We start from the raw sequence: 20,299 nt of genomic DNA, 5'->3' as shown, positions 1-20,299 counted from the left end.
AATGGTTCTCTCGCATACCTTAAGCGTTCCGGCTGACCGAAGGAGGAGTATCCCGTGGCAGACCGAACCCCACCGCTCGGGATCGAGGAGCTGCGCGCCCTCGTCGCAAGCGGTGAGATCGACACCGTCGTCCTGGCCTTCCCCGACATGCAGGGACGGCTGCAGGGCAAGCGGTTCGCCGCCCGCTTCTTCCTCGACGAGGTCGTGGAGCACGGCACCGAGGGATGCAACTACCTGCTCGCCGTCGACACGGACATGAACACCGTCGACGGATTCGCGATGTCCTCCTGGGACCGCGGCTACGGAGACTTCGCCATGCACGCCGACCTCTCCACCCTGCGCCCGGCGCCCTGGAACGAGGGCACGGCCATGGTCATGGCCGACCTCACCCAGGAGGACGGCGCCCCCGTCGCCGCCGCGCCCCGGCGGATCCTGCGCCGCCAGCTGGAACGGCTGGCGGAGCTCGGCTACACGGCCCATGTCGGCACCGAACTCGAATTCATCGTCTTCAAGGACACCTACGAGCAGGCCTGGGACCGCAACTACCGCGACCTGACCCCGGCCAACCAGTACAACATCGACTACTCCGTCCTCGGCACCGGCCGCGTCGAGCCGCTGCTGCGCCGCATCCGCAATGACATGACCACCGCGGGTCTCACCGTCGAGTCCGCCAAGGGCGAGTGCAACCCCGGCCAGCACGAGATCGTGTTCCGTTACGACGAGGCCCTGGTCACCTGCGACCAGCACGCCGTCTACAAGACCGGCGCCAAGGAGATCGCCGCCCAGGAGGGCGTCGCGCTCACCTTCATGGCCAAGTTCAACGAGCGCGAGGGCAACTCCTGCCACATCCACCTCTCGCTCCAGCCCGTCGACGAGGCCGGGCACAACGCCATGGCGGGCGAGGACGGCGGCATGTCCCCGGTGATGCGGCACTTCCTCGCCGGACAACTGGCCGCCCTGCGCGACTTCTCCCTCCTGTACGCACCCAACATCAACTCCTACAAACGCTTCCAGCCGGGCTCCTTCGCCCCCACCGCCGTCGCCTGGGGCCACGACAACCGCACCTGCGCACTGCGCGTCGTCGGCCACGGCCGCTCGATGCGCTTCGAGAACCGGCTGCCCGGCGGCGACGTCAACCCGTACCTCGCCGTCGCCGGCATGGTCGCGGCGGGCATCCACGGCATCGAGAAGGGACTCGAACTCCCCGAGCCGTGCGGGAGCAACGCCTACACCACCGCATACGACCACGTCCCCACCACGCTGCGCGAGGCCGCCGAACTCTGGGAGAGGAGCGAGATCGCCGCGGCAGCCTTCGGCGACGACGTCGTCGCGCACTACCGCAACATGGCCCGCGTCGAACTCGAAGCCTTCGACGCCGCAGTGACCGACTGGGAGCTCCGCCGCTCCTTCGAACGCCTGTGAGGCACTGAGTGACCACACCCGACCACCTGGTGGAACACCACGTACTCAACCCGGCGACGGAAGAACTCCTCGCCACCGTCGCGTCCACCACCGTCGCCGAGGTCGACGCGGCGGTCGTACGGGCCGCGGGCGCCCAGCGCACCTGGGCCGCCCTCGCCCCCGCCGACCGCGCCCGGCTGCTGCGCCGTTTCGCCCTGGCCGTCGACGGCGAAGCCGAGGCACTGGCCCGACTGGAGGTCCAGGAGGCCGGCCACACCGTCGGCAACGCCCGCTGGGAAGCGGCCAACGTCCGTGATCTGCTCGACTACGCGGCCGGGGGAGTGGAACGGCTCACCGGCCGGCAGATCCCGGTGCCCGGCGGCCTCGACATCACGCTCCTCGAACCCCTCGGCGTCATCGGCGTCATCGCCCCGTGGAACTTCCCCCTGCCGATCGCCGCCTGGGGCGTCGCCCCCGCTCTCGCCGCGGGCAACGCGGTACTTCTCAAACCCGCCGAGACCACCCCGCTCACCGCCCTGCGACTGGCCGGGATCGCCCTGGACGCAGGGCTTCCGGAACACCTGCTCCAAGTGCTGCCGGGCGCGGGCGAGGTGACGGGCAACGCCATGGTCGAGCATCCCGGCATCGCCAAGATCGTCTTCACCGGTTCCACCCGGGTCGGCAAGCGGATCATGGCCGAGTGCGCCACCCGGGTGAAGCGGCTCACCCTCGAACTCGGCGGCAAGAGCCCCAACATCGTCTTCGCCGACGCCGACATCGAGGCCGCCGCGGCCGCCGCCCCCATGGCGTTCCTGGACAACGCGGGCCAGGACTGCTGCGCCCGCACCCGCATCCTGGTCCAGCGATCCGTGTACGACCGCTTCCTGGAACTCCTCGCCCCCGCGATCGAATCGGTCGTCGTGGGCGACCCGTTCGACGAGAACACCCAGATGGGCCCGCTGATCTCCCGGGCGCAACTGGAACGGGTCCGCAGCTACGTCCCCGAGGACGCGGCAGCCCTCAGCGGCAAGGCGCCCGAAGGCCCCGGGTTCTGGTTCCCGCCGACCGTCCTCACCGACGCCCGCCCCGACTCGCCCGTCGCCACCGAAGAGGTCTTCGGACCGGTCGCCGTCGTCCTGCCCTTCGACGACGAGGCCGACGCCGTCCGGCTCGCCAACGCGACGGAGTACGGTCTGGCCGGCTCGGTCTGGACCCGTGACGTGGGCCGCGCGCTGCGCGTCTCGCAGGCGGTCCGGGCCGGAAACCTCTCCGTCAACTCCCACTCCAGCGTCCGCTACTGGACCCCGTTCGGCGGCTACGGGCAATCCGGACTGGGCCGCGAACTCGGCCCCGACGCGCTCGCCGCATTCACCGAGACCAAGAACGTCTTCTTCAGCACGGAGGCCTGAGCCCGCATGACCACCAACGACAGCGAGATCATCTGCCGCCGCCTGGTCGGCCGCACCGCGGTCATCACCGGAGCCGCCAGTGGCATCGGCCTGGCCACCGCACGCCGCCTGGCGTCGGAGGGCGCGAGCGTCGTCTGCGCGGACATCGACGAGAACGCGGGCAAGGCCGCGGCCGAGGAGGTCGGCGGCACCTTCGTACGCGTGGACGTCACCGACCCGGAACAGGTCGAGGCGCTCTTCGAGGCCGCGTTCGACACCTACGGCTCCGTCGACATCGCCTTCAACAACGCGGGCATCTCCCCGCCGGACGACGACTCCATCCTCACCACCGGCCTGGAGGCGTGGAAGCGCGTCCAGGACGTCAACCTCACCTCCGTCTACCTCTGCTGCAAGGCCGCCCTGCCCTACATGCGCCGCCAGGGCCGCGGCTCGATCATCAACACCGCGTCCTTCGTCGCGATCATGGGAGCGGCCACCAGCCAGATCTCGTACACCGCGTCCAAGGGCGGCGTCCTCGCCATGTCCCGCGAACTCGGCGTGCAGTTCGCCCGCGAGGGCATCCGGGTCAACGCGCTGTGCCCGGGGCCGGTCAACACCCCGCTGCTCCAGGAACTGTTCGCCAAGGATCCGGAACGCGCCGCCCGCAGGCTGGTGCACATCCCGGTCGGCCGCTTCGCCGAGGCCACGGAGATCGCGGCGGCGGTCGCCTTCCTCGCGAGCGACGACTCCTCGTTCGTCAACGCCACCGACTTCCTCGTCGACGGGGGTATCTCCGGGGCGTACGTCACGCCCCTATAGGGCCTCTCGTCCGGATCGGGCCGGGCCCGCGTGCCCCGGTGCCACCGTCCCCGGACCGTTCGGGCCGCCCGAGGCGGCCGGGGACGCGTACGGGAACATCGGCCGCCGCCGGCACGCGAGCCCGGCACGATCCGAACGAGAGGAACCGACTGCGGTCGCTCGTCCTTGCCTCGACGGCCGGTGGCGAAGCACCGGTCATCGTGCGCCATGCCTTCGACGCGGGGCCCGACGGCCCGCCGCTCTCCCTCATGGACACCGTCACCCAGGCGATCCGGCCGATCGACGACGGCCGGACGAGCGGCGGCGTGGGCAGCTCCATGGCACCCCGGCCCCGGCGGGGCCCCGGCTCAGAGGAACGTACGGCCCTCGCCCCGGTACGTCGGCACGGCAGCCGTCACCCGGTCGCCCTCGATCAGCTGCAACTCGTCGAAGCGCTCGCACAGTTCACCGGCCTTCGCGTGCCGGAACCACACCTTGTCACCGATCAGCAGATCGTCGGCCGGGGCACCGAGCAGCGGGGTCTGCACCTCGCCCGGCCCCTCCTGCGGGTCGTAGCGCAGCCCCTCCGGCAGATACGGGACGGGCAGCCGGTCCGCCCCCGCGGGTCCGGACGCCGGATAGCCGCCCCCGAGGACCGTCACCACGCCCACACCCGGCCGACGCACCACCGGCTGGGCGAACAGCGCCGCCGGACGCGCCGTGAACGACGTGTAGTTGTCGAACAGCCGCGGTACGTAGAGCCCGGACCCGGCCGCGATCTCGGTCACCGCGCGCTCCGCCGCCGTGTGCTGGACGCTGCCGGTGCCACCGCCGTTCACGAACTCCAGATCCGGTGCCACCGCCCGCACCGCCCGCACCACCTCGGCCCGGCGGACAGCCAGCTCCCGGCGGCCCGTGGCCTGCATCAGCCGGATCGCCCGGGAGCGCAGCGGCCGGCCCGCGACCGCGTCGCCGACCCCGGCGATGTGCCCCTCGTACGCCATCAGACCCACCAGCCGGAAGCCGGGCCTGCGCGCCACCGAGCGTGCCAGCTCGGCCAGTTGGGCGGGGGAGCGCAGCGGCGAGCGCAGGGCGCCGATCCTGACCCGGCCGCCGAGCAACTGCAACGAGGTGTCCAGCTCCAGACAGACCCGGATCTCCTCGCGGCCACCGGCCCGTGCGGCGTCGATCAGCTCCAGCTGCGCGTGGTCGTCCACCATCACCGTCACGGCGGCGGCCAGCTTCGGGTCGGCGGCCAGCTCCGCGAAGGCGGCCCGGTCGGCCGACGGATAGGCCAGCAGCACGTCCTCGAAACCGGCCCGCGCCAGCCACAGCGACTCGGCCGGCGTGAACGACATGATCCCCGCGAAACCCGGCCGCGCGAGCACCCGCTCCAGCAGGGCCCGGCAGCGCACCGACTTGCTTGCCACCCGGATCGGCTTCCCGGCGGCCCGGCGCACGAGATCGTCGGCATTGGCATCGAACGCGTCCAGATCGACGATGGCGATCGGGGCGTCCAGATGGGCGGTGGCCCGGTCGTAGCGGGTCCGGTCAGCGGCGCGGGCAGTCATGGCCGCAGCTTGCCAGACGTCCGTACCGCTGGGTAGGGGGACGATCTGCGCAGATCGTCCAGGGGCGCGGCGTCCCGCTCCCGCAGGGGCCGTCCCACCCCGTAGAGTGACGGGCACGCGGCACCAACGGGCCTGCCTGTGACGTCGATCCGCGCACGGTACGGAACAGGACCAGGGGGGGGCGGATGAGTACCGAGGCGCAACGTGCTCCTGTCCCGCCCCGCCCCACGACCCCGCCGCCACCGACGACCGCACACCCCGCGCGGCCCCCCGGCGACACCTCGGCCGCCGCGCCCGTTCCGCCGCGTCCCGGAACCCCGTCGCCCGGAGGGCCGACGCAGCCCGGTCCGGCGGTACCCATGGTCCCGACCGCCCCGGCACCGCACTCCGCGCCTCGGCCACCACAGCCGGAGCAGCGGCCGGCGCGGCCTCAGGGGCCGCAGCCGGTGGTGACGCCTCAGGCGCCGTTCGCGGCCGAAGCGCCGCCCGTGGAGACGACGGCCCGGCTCCGGCCCGTGCCCCCGGCCCCCTCGTCCGCCGTTCCCGCCGCCGCTCCGCCCCGCCCCCAGCAGCCGCCCGCCCCGACCCGCCGACGGCCCGTCGGTTCCGTGGACCTCACCCCGCACCCGGGTGCGGGGTCGCCACCGGCCGGACCGGCGTACCTCCCGCACGCGTACCAGCAGCCTCGGCCGCATTCGTACGGCCACCCGCCGCCCGAGACCCCCGTCGAGACCACGACCCGGCTACGCCCCATCCGTACCCGCCACCCGCTCAGGGCCGCGGCCGCCGCCGCCTGTGTGGTGCTCGGGCTCGGACTGATCGGCGGCGCGGCCACCGGCGCCTGGCTGATCAGCGACTCCTCGGCCGACCCCGCCGCCCACAGCGCCTACACCGTGGGCCGCTCGGCCTGGCACAGCGTCCCTGTGGACACCCTCTTCCCGCGCACGCTGGCCGGTGACGGGGCGGGGCCCGGCGGTGCCGACCGGGTCTGGACCCGGGTCGCCGTCGCCCCGGACGGCGGCTGCGCTTCGGCCCTGGACCCACTGTTGGCCAGGACCCTCGCCCCCGTCGGGTGCGAGCGCATGGTCCGGGCCACCTACACCGACGCCACCGGCACCGGCGTCACCACGGTCGGGGTGATCTTCACCGAGGGCGACACGGAGGCCATGAGGGCGCTGAGCACCCGCTTCACCGACCAGCACCTCGACCGGCGCTCCGACCTGATGCCCCGTGCGTACCCCGTCGAGGACACGGTCGCCGCCGGATTCGGCGACCGGCAGCGCGCCAGCTGGACCATCCACGTACTCACCGAGGTCCCCGTCGTCGTGTTCGCCGTCTCCGGATTCGCCGACGGCCGCACGGTCCCCGATCCGCAACCCGCCGCCAGGGCCATGGCCGCGAACGCCACCACGGCCGCCGCCCAGGCCGGGCTCGGCCACGAGGCCAAGGGAATTGCCGACCGGATCGAGCGCGGCCTGCGCCGGACCGTCACCGACCTCACGGAGAAGCCGGAATGAGCCGCCGCACGCGCCGCCACGCCCTGGGCGCCGTCTGCGCCGCCACCGCGTTCGCGCTCCTGCCCGCGGTGCCGGCCAGGGCCGATGCCATCCGGGACCAGCAGTGGGGCCTCCAGGCTCTCCACACCGATCAGGCCTGGCGGACCACCAAGGGCCGGGGAATCACCGTCGCCGTCGTCGACACCGGGGTCGACGGCAGCCTCCCCGACCTGGCGGGCCAGGTGCTGCCCGGCAAGGACATGATCGGCTTCGGCGCCGGCCGGGGTGACCGCTCCTGGGCCCGGCACGGCACCGCGATGGCCGGGATCATCGCAGGTCACGGCCATGGTGACGGACGCGGCGACGGCGTCCTGGGTATCGCGCCCGAGGCACGGATCCTTCCGGTCCGGGTGATTCTCGAAGCCTCCGACCCGTCCCGCGCCAAGGCCCGGGAGTCCCGGGGCACGGCCCTCGCCGACGGCATCCGCTGGGCCGCCGACCACGGCGCCGACGTCATCAACCTCTCGCTCGGCGACGACAGCGAGTCGGCCCACCCCGAACCGGGCGAGGACGCCGCCATCCAGTACGCGCTGAAGAAGGGCGCCGTCGTCGTCGCCTCGTCGGGCAACGGGGGCGAGAAGGGCGACCACATCTCGTACCCCGCCGCCTATCCCGGCGTGATAGCGGTTGCCGCCGTCGACCGGTACGGCACCCACGCCGCGTTCTCCACCCGCCGCTGGTACGCGACCGTCAGCGCCCCCGGGGTCGACATCGTCGTCGCCGCCCCCGACCATCAGTACTACGTGGAGTGGGGCACCTCCGCCGCCGCAGCGTTCGTCTCGGGCGCGGTCGCGCTGGTCCGCGCCGCGCACCCGGGACTGACCCCCGCCCAGATCAAGCGCCTGCTCACGGACACGGCACGCAGCGCCCCGGCGTCCGGCCGGGACGACGCCCGGGGATACGGCATCGTCGACCCCGCCGCGGCGATCAGGGCCGGGGCCGCGCTCCGTCCCGCCGGCCTGCGTGCCGAGTCCGCCGAGGCCGGATACCGGAAGCGGTACTTCGGCCCCGGTCCCACCCCCGAGCGCCATGACAGCGGCCCCGCGGGCTGGCTCGCCCCCGCCGCGGGCGGTCTCGGAGCGGTCCTGCTGGCACTGGCCGTGGTGCTGTGGCGCGGCAGGGGCGGCAGACCGGCCACCGTACGGCGCTGAACGCGGCCCCCGCCCGTCGCGTACTCACCGGGCGGCGTCGAGCACACCCACCGCCGCTTTCGCCACCGACTCGACGAGCGCGATCCCCGTCTCCTTCGTCCGCTGCCCGCCCGAGAGCACCGCCACCAGACAGGTGCGGCCGTCCGCCCGCACCTGTCCGATGCTGTTGATGTCCCACAGCCCGGTCGTCGTCCGGGGCATCCAGCCGTTCTTCAGGGCCCAGTCGCTGCCCGCCGCCGACACGCCCCACTGCTGGCCGGCCTCGACCTGCCCCATCAGCCGCCGCAGATAGCTGCGGGAGGCCGCGCTCAGTTCCGATCCGGTACCGAACACCGCCTTCAGCAGGGTCAGTTGATCCGCCGCAGTGGTACGGGTCAGACCCCATGCGTGCGCGGCCGTCGTCCCGGTCAGGCCCAGGCGGGCGTTGGCCGCGTCGAGTGCCTTTGAACCGCCGATCGCCCGCAGCAGCGCGGTGGCGGCGGCGTTGTCGCTCCGCTCGATCATGGCGGCCGCGCGGTCGCGCTCGTCGGAGGTGAGCACGCGCCTCTCGTCCTGGGCCCTGAGCAGCAGCGCCGCGAGTATGTCGACCTTGACGATGCCGGCGGTGTCGAACGTTCCGTCCCCGTAGACGGCCTGCGCCCCGCTCCCGGTGTCCGGCACCGCGACGGACACCTTCGCCTCCCCCGCGTCGGCCAGCAGCGGCTCCACCGCCGCGGCCGGCGCCGTGTCGAGATCCACCGCCGGCTCCTCACTCGTCGATGCCGGGACCGGAGTGGTCCCGGCGGCGGGTACGGACGATACGGAGGCCGCGGCGCGGGGCGCGTCTCCGACGACCGGCCGACCGGCCGGATGCCCCCCACGACCACACCCGCGATCAGGATCGTGGCCGTCACGGACGAGGACAGGGCGACACAGCGAAATCCGATGCGGAACACGGTCCGGACGTGAGGAACGGCACCTGGGAACCGGCTGGGTCCGACCTGTCGACAGGGTAGGAAACCCCAGGCACTACGCTCACCCTGTGGCGCTGAAGAACATTCCGGACCCCGGTTACTCCGACGACGACGGCACGGCTGATCCGGCCCTGAGCGCGGCGCTGGCCGTGTGGGCCGAGGACCGGAAGGCCGTCGGCCCGGTCCTCGAAGCACTCAAGGGCACCCGGCTCCTGGTCCCCGTCGTCGCCGTGCTCGGGGAGGTGGAGGAGGACGAGCGGGGGCTGCGCCGCGAGAAGACCAGCGACATGGCCGTCCCCACCCTTCAGGCGGGAGACCGCCGGGCCCTGCCCGCCTTCACCTCGACCGACTCGCTGGCCCGCTGGGATCCGCAGGCCCGCCCCGTCGCCGTGCCCCTGCACCAGGCACTGCAGGCCGCCGCGCACGAGAAGGCGGACACGGTCGTCCTCGATCTCGCCGGCCCGGTGGCGTTCGAGCTGACCGGTCCCGCCCTGCTCGCCCTCGCCGAGGGCCGCACCAGCGCCGATCCGCTGGACGACCCCGCGGTCACCTCGGCGGTACGGCACGCGGTCGCCGCGGAATCCGCGGTGCTCCGCGCCCATCTCGGTCCCGGGCGGGCGGACGGCACCCTCGCACTCGTGCTGGCCCCCGAAGCGGACCCCGTCGACGCCGCCCGGCGGGTCGCGGAGCGGCTGGCGGCCGATGAGGTCCTGCGCGCGCGCCTGGTGCGCGGCCTGGACCTGGCGCTGCTCCCGGCCGACGCGACCGCTCCCGGTGAGGCCCTGTTCACGCGCTGATCGCCCGGCCGGTCCCGCGCGCACGGCCGCACGCGTCGGCCGTCGGACCGTCGTACGGACGGTGGTCCCGTACCGGAGGGCTCGTCGGCTCCGGCACGCCGGGGCCGGAGATGACGACGGCCGTGGACCCGGGCCCGGGACGGGCGGGGGCCCACGGCCGTGGAAGGTCGTGGTGTGGTACCGGCGAGCGGGTGGGCTCAGAGCCTGTCGGGCGGCCTTCGATCGGACAGCGGGCGCGGTCTGGTGCGTGCGATTCCAAGGCGCCGGGATGTCCTCGGACGGGGTCTCCCCTGCTCGAACGAAGCTGAGAGCTCGGGGATGGAGCTACCAGGACATTTCGGCAACGCGGGAGGGGGTCCCCCTGGCCCTCGATGCCTTGGGGGAGTGCGTGCCAGGGAGTGGCCGCCCGATCAGAGGCCGCCCGACAGGCTCTCAGCCGAAGACGGGACCCGTGTACTTCTCCCCGGGACCCTTGCCGGGCTCGTCCGGAACGAGCGACGCCTCGCGGAACGCGAGCTGCAGGGACTTCAGGCCGTCGCGCAGCGGAGCCGCGTGGAACGAGCTGATCTCGGTGGTGCTGGCGTCCAGCAGGCCGGCCAGCGCTTGCACCAGCTTGCGGGCCTCGTCGAGGTCCTTGTGCTCGTCGCCGTCCTCGGTCAGTCCGAGCTTCACGGCTGCGGCGCTCATCAGATTGACCGCGACCGTCACGATCACCTCGACCGCGGGGACCTCCGCGATGTCGCGGGCCATGTCGTCGAAGCCGGGGGAATCGGTGGTGGGTGTCGCGTCACTCATGAGCCATACGATAGGCCCCCCGCGCCGCCTCCCGGTCTGCGGGAGTCGCGGGCGGCAGCCGGTTAGCGCCCGCCCGGGGGAGCTGCTAACCTTGTGTAACGACCGGCTGGACAGCTATGTGTCCGGCCCACAAGTGGAGGCTCCGATCTCCCACCTGGCTGTCCTCATCGGACAGCGGGTCACCGGTCAGGTGGCGTCCATCGTTCCGTACGGACGATGGAGCCGCCCGATGCGCCCCGCGGTTGACCGCGGCGGTGTTCCGGTTGTTCCAGGAGCCCCGCCTGTGTCCCGTCCGGGGCATTTTTCTTGACCTGGTGCGGTTGGTCTCACGAAACAGACGTTACGTGGCTGTCCGCCAGACGGCCGCGTGGTGCTACCGAGGAGGATCCATCAGCGCCGAGCCCCGCATCAACGACCGGATTCGCGTGCCCGAGGTGCGACTTGTCGGTCCCAGCGGCGAGCAGGTCGGGATTGTTCCGCTTGCCAAGGCCCTGGAACTCGCACAGGAGTACGACCTCGACCTGGTCGAGGTGGCGGCGACCGCCCGTCCGCCCGTGTGCAAGCTCATGGACTACGGGAAGTTCAAGTACGAGTCGGCCATGAAGGCCCGTGAGGCGCGCAAGAACCAGGCGCACACGGTCATCAAGGAGATGAAGCTCCGGCCGAAGATCGACCCGCACGACTATGACACCAAGAAGGGTCACGTCGTCCGGTTCCTCAAGCAGGGCGACAAGGTCAAGATCACGATCATGTTCCGTGGTCGTGAGCAGTCCCGCCCTGAGCTGGGCTTCCGACTGCTCCAGCGTCTCGCTTCGGACGTGGAGGAACTCGGCTTCATCGAGTCCAACCCGAAGCAGGACGGCCGGAACATGATCATGGTTCTGGGCCCGCACAAGAAGAAGACCGAAGCCATGGCCGAGGCCCGCGAGGCCCAGGCCGCCCGCAAGGCGGGGCGTCAGGGATCCACCCCCGACGCCGAAGTCGCGGGGGAGGCTGCCCCGCAGCCCGAGGCTTCGGCCGAGACACCTTCCGAGGCGTGACCTCAGGGGGCCGCCATCCAGGCGGCCCCGGGTCCCCCCGGAATCCCCACCAAGATCTGACGCCCCTGCTGTCCGGTGCCCGCACCGAGAGGGGCGCCACTGACGAGGAGAGAACGGCGCGATGCCGAAGAACAAGACGCACAGCGGTGCCAGCAAGCGCTTCAAGATCACCGGCTCCGGCAAGGTGCTCCGTGAGCGCGCCGGCAAGCGCCACCTTCTTGAGCACAAGTCGTCCAAGAAGACCCGCTCGCTGACCGGCACGGTCGAGCTGGCCCCGGCCGACGCCAAGAAGGTCAAGAAGCTTCTCGGCAAGTGAGGCCGAAGCCCCCGGTGAATCCGGGGGCGGCGACCTCGACCAGACCGGGACCAATTCGTTTCCGGGCCGTGTGAGTCCAACCACGGCCCCGCTACAAGGAGTCAAAAAGTGGCACGCGTCAAGCGGGCAGTAAACGCTCACAAGAAGCGCCGGGCGATCCTCGAGCAGGCCAGCGGTTACCGGGGCCAGCGCTCCCGCCTGTACCGCAAGGCGAAGGAGCAGGTCACCCACTCCCTCGTCTACAACTACAACGACCGCAAGAAGCGCAAGGGCGACTTCCGTCAGCTGTGGATCCAGCGCATCAACGCCGCTGCCCGCCAGAACGGCATGACGTACAACCGCCTCATCCAGGGTCTGAAGGCCGCCAACATCGAGGTGGACCGCAAGATCCTGGCCGAGCTCGCGGTCAACGACGCCAACGCGTTCGCCGCCCTCGTCGAGGTCGCCCAGAAGGCCCTCCCGAGCGACGTCAACGCCCCGAAGGCAGCCTGACCCAGGTCGCACTTCTTGGCTTTTGAGCCGGACCCGCAGGCGCTCGTCGCCTGCGGGTCCGGTGCGTTGCACGACGTGTTCCGTACGTCCGTCACCTCCGTACCCGTCACCACCCCCGTACGCAGAGAGGCTCGCCGCCGACCATGGGCACCCCCGAACTGATCTCCCCGCGATCGCCGCGCGTCACCGCCGCCCGGCGGCTGGCCAAGCGCAATTTCCGCGGCAAGGAGCGCAGGTTCATCGCCGAGGGGCCGCAGGCCGTGCGCGAGGCCGCCGAGCACCGCGGCAACGACGGCGAAGCGACGCTGATCGAACTGTTCGCCACCGTCGAGGCGGCCGAGCGGTACGCCGACATCGTCGAAGCCGCCCACGCGGCCGGCGCCCGGGTGCACCTCGCGGACGGAGACGTGCTCGCCGATGTGTCGCAGACCGTCACCCCGCAGGGCCTGATCGGTGTCTGCCGCTTCCTCGACTCGCCGTTCGAGGCCATCCTCGCTGCGAAGCCGAAACTGGTCGCCGTCCTCGCCCACGTACGCGATCCCGGGAACGCCGGTACGGTGCTGCGCTGCGCCGACGCCGCGGGTGCCGACGCCGTCGTGCTCACGGACGCCTCGGTGGATCTCTACAACCCCAAGTCCGTCCGGGCCTCGGTCGGCTCGCTCTTCCATCTGCCGGTCGCCGTCGGTGTCCCGGTCGAGCGGGCCGTCCAGGGACTGAGGGAGGCGGGCGTACGGATTCTCGCCGCCGACGGCGCCGGTGACGACGACCTCGACGACGAGCTCGACGCGGGGACCATGGGCGGGCCGACCGCCTGGGTCTTCGGCAACGAGGCCTGGGGCCTGCCGGAGGAGACCCGGGCGCTGGCCGACGCCGTGGTGCGGGTGCCGATCCACGGCAAGGCGGAGAGCCTCAATCTGGCGACGGCAGCGGCCGTCTGCCTGTACGCCTCCGCACGCGCGCAGCGCCCGCGCGGTTGAGAGGAGCTCACACATGCGAGCCGGGCGCGCACGCTTCCCGCGTTGCCGAAATGCCCTGGTAGCTCCATCCCCGAGCTCTCAGCTTCGTTCGAGCAGGGGAGACCCCATCCGAGGACATCCCGGCGTCTTGGAATCGCACGCACCAGACCGCGTCCGCTGTCCGATCGAAGGCCGCCTGACAGGCTCTGACCGAGGCCGTGCCTCGTACCCCGCCCGACGGCGGACCGCGGCAGTGCGCCCCCACAGGGTGTCGCTCCGTCACCGACGACTAGTAGGGTGACGGGCTCGGGGGCCCACTGCACCGGTTCGAGAGGTGGGGTACGGGATATGGCTGTCGGCATGAGCAGGCCGCGGGACACACACACGGCCGTCGTGCGCCCCCGTGAGGGCCCCGGCCCGGCGGACGGACCGGGTGACGGTACGGACCCGGGACCCTACGACGCGGCCGTCGACCCCGACGACCTCCCCGACGGTCTGGTCGTCGCCGACGAGACCGGCCGGGTCATCTGTTTCAACGCCGCCGCCACCCGGATCACCGCCGTGCCCCGGGCCGCCGCTCTCGGCCGCCCCCTGGAGCACGCGCTGCCCCTGGAGGACCTCAAGGGCCGCCGCTGGTGGGCTCTGACCGACCCGTACGGCGGCCTCGCCACCCGCGTCGGCCAGCCCGAGCGCAATCTGCTGCTGCCGGGCGGCCGGGAGGTCCTGGTCTCCGCACGCTACGTGCGCGAGCATCCGACCGGTCCGGTACGCCGGCTGGTGGTCTCGCTGCGCGGCACCGAGGCCCGTCGCCGCAACGAACGCAGCCACGCCGAACTGATCGCCACGGTCGCCCACGAACTTCGCTCGCCGCTGACCTCCGTCAAAGGCTTCACGGCGACCCTCCTCGCCAAGTGGGAGCGGTTCACCGACGACCAGAAGCGCCTGATGCTGGAGACCGTCGACGCCGACGCGGGCCGTGTCACCCGGCTCATCGCGGAACTGCTCGACATCTCCCGGATCGACTCCGGGAGGCTGGAGCTGCGACGCCAGCCGGTGGACCTCTCCGCGGCCGTCGAACGCCACGTCCAGACCCTCACCGCGAACGGCCAGACCCCGGATCGCTTCCTCGTCCGCACCTGTCAGCCGCTGCCCGTGGTCTGGGCAGATCCGGACAAGGTCGACCAGGTGCTCGGCAACCTGCTGGAAAACGCGGTGCGCCACGGCGAGGGAACCGTCACCATCGAAGTCGCACCCGCACCCGCGAAGAGCGACGAGAAGGGAACGGCCGTCACCGTGAGCGACGAAGGCCCCGGCATCCCCGAGGAGTCGATGGGCCGTGTCTTCACCCGCTTCTGGCGGGGGAGCAAGCGCGGTGGCACGGGCCTGGGCCTCTACATCGTCAAGGGCATCGTCGAGGCGCACGGCGGTACGATCACGGTCGGCCGCGGCCCCGGCGGCGGCGCGGAATTCCGATTTATCCTGCCCGTGAGCACGCCGGCCTACCTGGTCTGAGCAGCCCACGGGCCTCCCACACATTCTCCGGCCCTTAGACTCGACCTTTGGCACCTTTGCATCCTCCAGCCGTCGAGCGGGGCCATGGGGGTCCGGGGTATCCCCCGGTAAGCGCAGTAATCAGCCAATCGGAAGCACGGGAAGAGATGTCGGCACCGAACAAGTCGTACGACCCAGTCGAGGTCGAGGCACTGAAACCGGAAGAGATCGAGCGCATGCGGGACGAGGCGTTCGCCGCCTTCGCCGCCGCCGGTGACCTCGACGCGCTCGCCCAGGCGAAGACCGCGCACACCGGTGGCGCCTCGCCCCTCTCGCTCGCCAACCGGGAGATCGGCGCACTGCCGCCGCAGGCCAAGGCGGAGGCGGGCAAGCGCGTGGGCCAGGCCCGCGGCGCCGTGGGCAAGGCCCTCGCCGCCCGGCAGGCGGAGCTGGAGGCCGAGCGGGACGCCCGCGTGCTGGTCGAGGAGGCAGTGGACGTCACGCTGCCCTACGACCGCACCCCGGCCGGCGCCCGCCACCCGCTGACGACCTTCATGGAGCGCGTCGCGGACGTCTTCGTGGCCATGGGTTACGAGGTCGCCGAGGGCCCCGAGGTCGAGGCGGAGTGGTTCAACTTCGACGCCCTGAACTTCGTGCCCGACCACCCGGCCCGGCAGATGCAGGACACCTTCTTCGTCCGCGGCGCCGACGGCGCGGACAACGACGAGTCCGGTGTCGTGCTGCGTACGCACACCTCGCCGGTCCAGGCCCGTACGCTGCTCGACCGCGAGCCCCCCGTCTACGTCGTCTGCCCCGGCCGCGTCTACCGCACCGACGAGCTCGACGCGACGCACACCCCGGTCTTCCACCAGATCGAGCTGCTGGCGGTCGACGAGGGCCTCACCATGGCCGACCTCAAGGGCACCCTCGACCACATGGTCCAGGCGCTCTTCGGCTCGGACATGAAGACCCGGCTCCGGCCGAACTTCTTCCCGTTCACCGAGCCGTCCGCCGAGATGGACATGGTCTGCTACGTCTGCCGCGGCGCGTCCGTCGGCAACCCGGACCGCCCCTGCCGCACCTGCGGCAGCGAGGGCTGGATCGAGCTCGGCGGCTGCGGCATGGTCAACCCCAAGGTGCTCATCGCCTGCGGCGTCGACCCCCAGAAGTACAGCGGATTCGCCTTCGGCTTCGGCATCGAACGCATGCTGATGTTCCGCCACAACGTAGAAGACATGCGAGACATGGTCGAGGGTGACGTCCGGTTCACCCGGCCGTTCGGGATGGAGATCTGATGCGCGTCCCGCTTTCCTGGCTGCGGGAGTACGTCGACCTGCCGACGACGGAGACCGGCCGAGACGTACAGGCCAAGCTCGTCGCCGTGGGTCTGGAGGTCGAGACCGTCGAGCGGATCGGCGCCGGCCTCAAGGGCCCCCTGGTCGTCGGACAGGTACTGACCATCGAGGAGCTGGATGGCTTCAAGAAGCCCATCCGCTTCTGCACGGTCGACGTCGGCGGTGCCAACGGCACCGGCGAGCCGCAGGAGATCGTCTGCGGAGCCCGTAACTTCTCCGTCGGCGACAAGGTCGTCGTGGTCCTCCCGGGCGCCGTCCTGCCCGGCGACTTCGCGATCGCCGCACGCAAGACGTACGGCAAGACCTCGCACGGCATGATCTGCTCCACCGACGAGCTCGGCATGGGCGACGACGGCACGCACGGCATCATCGTGCTGCCGCCGGAGCACGAGGTCGGCACCGACGCCATCGAGCTGCTCCAGCTCGTCGACGAGGTCCTCGACATCGCCGTCACGCCGGACCGCGGCTACTGCCTCTCCATGCGCGGTGTCGCCCGCGAGACCGCCATCGCGTACGGGTTGCCGCTGCGCGACCCGGCGCTGCTCGACGTGCCCGCGCCGAACGCGTTCGGCTACCCGGTCAAGATCGCCGACCCGATCGGCTGCGACAGGTTCACCGCGCGCACCGTCGTCGGCCTCCAGCCCGAGGCCCGCTCCCCGATCTGGCTGCAGCGCAGGCTGCAGAAGGCCGGGATGCGTCCGATCTCGCTCGCCGTCGACATCACCAACTACGTGATGCTGGAGCTCGGCCAGCCGCTGCACGCCTACGACCGCTCCCGTCTCGACGGGCCGATCGGGGTGCGCCGCGCCCAGCAGGGCGAGAAGCTCACCACTCTCGACGGCACCGTCCGCGTCCTGGACGCCCAGGACCTGGTCATCACCGACGACCGCGGACCGATCGGCCTCGCGGGCGTCATGGGCGGCGCCCACACCGAGATCGCGGACGTCCAGGACGGTGCGCACAGCACCACCGAGGTCGTCATCGAGGCCGCGCACTTCGACCCGATCTCGATCGCCCGGACCGCGCGCCGTCACAAGCTGTCCTCCGAGGCGTCCAAGCGCTTCGAGCGCGGTGCGGATCCGCAGGCCGCGGCCGCCGCCGCGCAGCGCACCGTCGACCTCCTGGTGCTGCTCGCCGGGGGTACCGCCGAGGCCGGGGTCACCGAGGTCAGCGCCCCGTCCGCGCCCTGCACCATCGCGATGCCCGCCGACCACCCCGACCGGGTGGCCGGTGTCACCTACGGCCGCGAGACCGTCGTACGGCGTCTCCAGGAGGTCGGCTGCGATGTCTACGGTCAGGACGAGCTGCTCGTCACCGTGCCGTCCTGGCGTCCCGACCTCGGCGAGCCCAACGACCTCGCCGAAGAGGTCATCCGGCTCGAAGGCTACGAGAACCTCCCGTCCACCCTCCCGACGCCGCCGTCCGGCCGCGGGCTCACCGACCGCCAGCGGCTGCACCGCAGGGTCGGCCGGGCGCTCGCCGGGGCCGGGTACGTCGAGGCGCTGAACTACCCGTTCATCGGTGACGCGGTCCTCGACCAGCTCGGGATCGACGCCGACGACGCCCGGCGTCGTACGGTCGAGCTCGTCAACCCGCTCTCCGACGAGGAGCCGGCGCTGCGCACCACGCTGCTGCCGGGCCTGCTCGGCGCACTGCGGCGCAACGACGGCCGCGGCAGCCACGACCTCGCGCTCTTCGAGACCGGCCTGGTCTTCAGGCCCACCGGCAGCGAGACGAAGGCCGTGCGGCTGCCGGTCGACCGGCGTCCCACCGACGAGGAGATCGCTGGGCTCGACGCCACGCTGCCGCGCCAGCCGCGCCGCGCCGCGGTCGTCCTCGCGGGCGCCCGCGAGCAGGCCGGCTGGTGGGGCAAGGGCCGCCCGGCCGACTGGGCGGACTCCATCGAGGCCGCCCGCACCATCGCCCGCGAGGCCGGTGTCGAGGTGATCATCCGGAGCGACCAGCACGCACCGTGGCACCCGGGCCGCTGCGCCGCGCTGTATGTGACGGTGAACGGCGAGGAGACCCTCTTCGGGCACGCCGGCGAGCTGCACCCACGCGTCATCAAGGAGCTCCACCTGCCGGAGCGCACCTGCGCCATGGAGGTCGAGCTCGACGTCCTGGAGCAGGCTGTCGACGGCGCGCTGCGGGCGCCCCGGATCTCCGCCTTCCCGGTGGCGACCCAGGACGTCGCGCTGATCGTCGCCGAGAGCGTCCCCGCCGCCGAGGTGGAGCAGGCGCTGCGCGCGGGCGCGGGTGAACTCCTCGAATCGCTGCGGCTGTTCGACGTCTTCACCGGCGAGCAGATCGGTGCGGGCCGCAAGTCCCTGGCGTACGCGCTGCGCTTCCGCGCCGCGGACCGCACGCTGACCGTCGACGAGGCCACGGCCGCCCGTGACGCCGCGGTGGCGCTGGCCGCCGAGCGGACGGGCGCCGTGCTGCGGGGCGCGTAGCACCGCGCGTCACACGGCGTGAATGAAGGGGCGTATCCGGCGACCGGATACGCCCCTTCCGTGCTCGCCGAGCGGCACAGAACCGCTCGCGGGCGTTGCCCGCGCCGTCCTCGCCGCCACGGAGTATCGGGCAGGACGGCGGAGAAGGACGGCGCGGGTGCGGGTCGTCGACTGTACGAGGGGGAGCAGACGACCCGGCCGCCTCTTGCGAGACGACTGATTCAACCGATCCGCGCTTCGGTGCAACAGCGTGCGCAGCGGGACGGTTGGGGCATTCCGTTCACACCTCGTGTGAATCGTGCTCCACTGGTGCGACACGCCTCGGCGTGCCGAACCACCGGAGGGGCGCATGGGGGCGACGGAGCCGAACATTCTGCTGGAGACCCTGATCGAGGAGGCGGGGGTGTCCCGGGCGGGCCTCGCCGCGCACATCAACCGGGCCGGCCGCTCCCGCGGACTGTGCCTGCGGTACGAACACACCGCGGTGGCCCGCTGGTTGAAGGGGCAGCGCCCGCGCGGCCAGGTGCCGGACCTGATCTGCGAAGTGCTCGGGAACCGGCTGAACAGGCCTCTTTCGCTGGACGACATCGGTATGGCGACCCCGGGCGCCGGCGCGGCCGTGCCCGCGTCCACGCTCACCGGATTCGTCGAGCGGGCCACCGCGCTGTGGCGCACCGACGAACAGCAGCGCCCGCACACACTCGCCTCGGCCGCCGTCACGGGCACCATGGCGGTGATGCCCGTCTGGGAGTGGGAGAACCCGCCCGAGGACGCCGACGTCTCCCGCGGCGGCGCCACCCGCGTCGGCATGGCCGACATAGTGATGCTGCGTGCGGCTCGTGCCCACTACGAACTGATGTACCGCAGGGCCGGTGGAATCGCGACCCGGTCCCGCATCGTCGGCTTCCTCAACGCCGAGACCGCGCCGCTGCTGCGCGGCGGCTACAGCGACGCGACGGGGCGCCAACTGCACCGGGCGACGGGCGGGCTGGTGGCGGTCGCGGGCATCTGCGCCTACGACTCCGACGCGCACGGGCTCGCCCAGCGCTACTTCCACCAGGCGCTGCGGCTGGCCAAGGCGAGCGGGGACCGGGCGCTGGGCGGATATGTCATCGCCCTGCTGGTCAACCAGTCGCTGTTCCTCGCCGACTACCGGCAGTCGGTGGCCTTCGCGCAGGCGGCGCTGCGGGCCGCGGGCGGGCACATCACTCCGGCGCTGGCCGCCGATCTGTACGCGATGCAGGCCAAGGCGTACGCCCGCATCGGGGACGCGGGCAGCGCCCTGGAGTGCATCCGGCGTGCCGAGTCGGAGGCCGAACGCATCCGGCCGGGCCATGAACCGGACGAGACCGGGTACGTTCAGCCGGGCCTGGTCGACGTGCAGGTGGCCGAGGCCCTGCTCAGCCTCGGCGATCTGCCGGGGGCCCGGGAGCACGCGGCGACGGCCGTGCGGACCCCGGCGCACGACCGGGGCCGGGTGCACCGGCTGGCCATGCTGACCCATGTCGAGCTGCGTCAGGGCGAGGCGGACCGGGCCGCGGCCACGGCCGTGGAGATGGCGGAACGGGCCAGGGGCATGGAGTCGCAGCGGCTGCGCGACCGGCTGCGCGCGGTGCGCGAGGAACTGATCGCGAGCGGCTGTGCCGAGGCGGGGCGGGCCGCCGAACTGATCGACGGGGCGCTGCGCGTACCGCTGTGAGTACCGCCGCGCGTGGACCCGCGGGTACCGGTATGTTCCCCTCCGGTGCCGATCCTGCTGCGATGTTGCCACCTACTTGTCGGAAGG

17 protein-coding genes are annotated in these 20,299 nt (G+C 72.2%); 14 read left to right on the top strand and 3 right to left on the bottom strand.

Annotated elements, in window-relative coordinates; all coding sequences use genetic code 11:
• Positions 1-54 precede the first annotated feature (54 nt).
• From ABZ826_RS08605 to ABZ826_RS08595, 3 genes are read left to right on the top strand one after another with little or no spacing between them, the layout of a single operon-like run.
• On the top strand, positions 55-1,422 hold the full coding sequence (locus ABZ826_RS08605; RefSeq protein WP_361444246.1) for a glutamine synthetase family protein: 1,368 nt from the start codon (positions 55-57) through the stop codon (positions 1,420-1,422).
• An 8-nt stretch (positions 1,423-1,430) separates the two neighbouring features.
• The gene (locus ABZ826_RS08600; RefSeq protein ID WP_361444243.1) at positions 1,431-2,810 is read left to right on the top strand and encodes an aldehyde dehydrogenase family protein; all 1,380 of its coding nucleotides are present in this window, start codon (positions 1,431-1,433) and stop codon (positions 2,808-2,810) included.
• A 6-nt stretch (positions 2,811-2,816) separates the two neighbouring features.
• Entirely contained in the window at positions 2,817-3,608 is a 792-nt protein-coding gene (locus ABZ826_RS08595; protein WP_361444240.1) for a 3-oxoacyl-ACP reductase, read from the top strand.
• A 347-nt stretch (positions 3,609-3,955) separates the two neighbouring features.
• Here the strand turns inward: ABZ826_RS08595 and ABZ826_RS08590 are convergent, their stop codons facing one another.
• Positions 3,956-5,158 (bottom strand): amino acid deaminase/aldolase, encoded by a 1,203-nt coding sequence (locus ABZ826_RS08590; protein WP_361444237.1) that lies wholly within the window; start codon positions 5,156-5,158, stop codon positions 3,956-3,958.
• A 608-nt stretch (positions 5,159-5,766) separates the two neighbouring features.
• Here ABZ826_RS08590 and ABZ826_RS08585 point away from each other — a divergent pair.
• On the top strand, positions 5,767-6,675 hold the full coding sequence (locus tag ABZ826_RS08585; protein ID WP_361444394.1) for a hypothetical protein: 909 nt from the start codon (positions 5,767-5,769) through the stop codon (positions 6,673-6,675).
• Positions 6,672-7,865, top strand: coding sequence for a type VII secretion-associated serine protease mycosin (gene mycP, locus ABZ826_RS08580; protein ID WP_361444234.1), 1,194 nt, complete (start codon positions 6,672-6,674; stop codon positions 7,863-7,865). The genes ABZ826_RS08585 and mycP overlap by 4 nt, the downstream gene beginning before the upstream one ends.
• 24 nt (positions 7,866-7,889) lie before the next feature.
• On the opposite strand, the gene ABZ826_RS08575 is transcribed toward mycP, so the two are convergent.
• A complete protein-coding gene (locus ABZ826_RS08575) occupies positions 7,890-8,603 on the bottom strand; it encodes a serine hydrolase (RefSeq protein WP_361444231.1) in 714 nt (237 codons plus the stop codon).
• 283 nt (positions 8,604-8,886) lie between these two features.
• Here ABZ826_RS08575 and ABZ826_RS08570 point away from each other — a divergent pair, with 283 nt between their 5' ends.
• Positions 8,887-9,615: an SseB family protein gene (locus ABZ826_RS08570; RefSeq protein WP_361444228.1), complete on the top strand. Its 729-nt coding sequence runs from the start codon at positions 8,887-8,889 to the stop codon at positions 9,613-9,615.
• Between the two features lie 432 nt (positions 9,616-10,047).
• On the opposite strand, the gene ABZ826_RS08565 is transcribed toward ABZ826_RS08570, so the two are convergent.
• Positions 10,048-10,410, bottom strand: a complete 363-nt coding sequence (locus ABZ826_RS08565) for a DUF1844 domain-containing protein (RefSeq protein WP_361444225.1) — start codon at positions 10,408-10,410, stop codon at positions 10,048-10,050.
• 344 nt (positions 10,411-10,754) lie between these two features.
• On the opposite strand from ABZ826_RS08565, the gene infC reads away from it, so the two are divergent.
• From infC to ABZ826_RS08525, 8 genes are all read left to right on the top strand, one after another.
• Positions 10,755-11,450, top strand: coding sequence for a translation initiation factor IF-3 (gene infC / locus ABZ826_RS08560; protein WP_361444222.1), 696 nt, complete (start codon positions 10,755-10,757; stop codon positions 11,448-11,450).
• Between the two features lie 121 nt (positions 11,451-11,571).
• A complete protein-coding gene (gene rpmI / locus ABZ826_RS08555) occupies positions 11,572-11,766 on the top strand; it encodes a 50S ribosomal protein L35 (RefSeq protein ID WP_114243588.1) in 195 nt (64 codons plus the stop codon).
• 108 nt (positions 11,767-11,874) lie between these two features.
• Positions 11,875-12,258, top strand: coding sequence for a 50S ribosomal protein L20 (gene rplT / locus ABZ826_RS08550; RefSeq protein WP_018103794.1), 384 nt, complete (start codon positions 11,875-11,877; stop codon positions 12,256-12,258).
• Between the two features lie 143 nt (positions 12,259-12,401).
• Positions 12,402-13,235: an RNA methyltransferase gene (locus ABZ826_RS08545; protein WP_361444219.1), complete on the top strand. Its 834-nt coding sequence runs from the start codon at positions 12,402-12,404 to the stop codon at positions 13,233-13,235.
• Between the two features lie 327 nt (positions 13,236-13,562).
• Entirely contained in the window at positions 13,563-14,726 is a 1,164-nt protein-coding gene (locus ABZ826_RS08540) for an ATP-binding protein (RefSeq protein WP_361444216.1), read from the top strand.
• 146 nt (positions 14,727-14,872) lie between these two features.
• A complete protein-coding gene (gene pheS, locus ABZ826_RS08535; RefSeq protein WP_361444213.1) occupies positions 14,873-16,000 on the top strand; it encodes a phenylalanine--tRNA ligase subunit alpha in 1,128 nt (375 codons plus the stop codon).
• Complete coding sequence (pheT, locus tag ABZ826_RS08530; RefSeq protein WP_361444210.1) at positions 16,000-18,513, top strand: phenylalanine--tRNA ligase subunit beta; 2,514 nt, start codon at positions 16,000-16,002, stop codon at positions 18,511-18,513. Before pheS ends, pheT begins: the two co-directional genes overlap by 1 nt.
• A gap of 349 nt (positions 18,514-18,862) precedes the next feature.
• Positions 18,863-20,212 (top strand): transcriptional regulator, encoded by a 1,350-nt coding sequence (locus tag ABZ826_RS08525; protein WP_361444207.1) that lies wholly within the window; start codon positions 18,863-18,865, stop codon positions 20,210-20,212.
• Positions 20,213-20,299 lie beyond the last annotated feature (87 nt).

Source organism: Streptomyces sp. NPDC047515 (genome assembly GCF_040643055.1).
GTDB lineage: Bacteria > Actinomycetota > Actinomycetes > Streptomycetales > Streptomycetaceae > Streptomyces.
Note: the sequence above shows the minus strand (reverse complement) of the source record. Positions and strands in the feature narration are given on the sequence as shown.

Bases quoted from the DNA above. Each gene is read 5' to 3' on its own strand.
- ABZ826_RS08545 (WP_361444219.1), top strand. From the start codon at position 12,402: ATGGGCACCCCCGAACTGATCTCCCCGCGATCGCCGCGCGTCACCGCC.
- ABZ826_RS08590 (WP_361444237.1), bottom strand. From the start codon at position 5,158: ATGACTGCCCGCGCCGCTGACCGGACCCGCTACGACCGGGCCACCGCC.
- ABZ826_RS08540 (WP_361444216.1), top strand. From the start codon at position 13,563: ATGGCTGTCGGCATGAGCAGGCCGCGGGACACACACACGGCCGTCGTG.
- rpmI (WP_114243588.1), top strand. From the start codon at position 11,572: ATGCCGAAGAACAAGACGCACAGCGGTGCCAGCAAGCGCTTCAAGATC.
- pheS (WP_361444213.1), top strand. From the start codon at position 14,873: ATGTCGGCACCGAACAAGTCGTACGACCCAGTCGAGGTCGAGGCACTG.
- pheT (WP_361444210.1), top strand. From the start codon at position 16,000: ATGCGCGTCCCGCTTTCCTGGCTGCGGGAGTACGTCGACCTGCCGACG.
- ABZ826_RS08595 (WP_361444240.1), top strand. From the start codon at position 2,817: ATGACCACCAACGACAGCGAGATCATCTGCCGCCGCCTGGTCGGCCGC.
- ABZ826_RS08565 (WP_361444225.1), bottom strand. From the start codon at position 10,410: ATGAGTGACGCGACACCCACCACCGATTCCCCCGGCTTCGACGACATG.
- ABZ826_RS08525 (WP_361444207.1), top strand. From the start codon at position 18,863: ATGGGGGCGACGGAGCCGAACATTCTGCTGGAGACCCTGATCGAGGAG.
- mycP (WP_361444234.1), top strand. From the start codon at position 6,672: ATGAGCCGCCGCACGCGCCGCCACGCCCTGGGCGCCGTCTGCGCCGCC.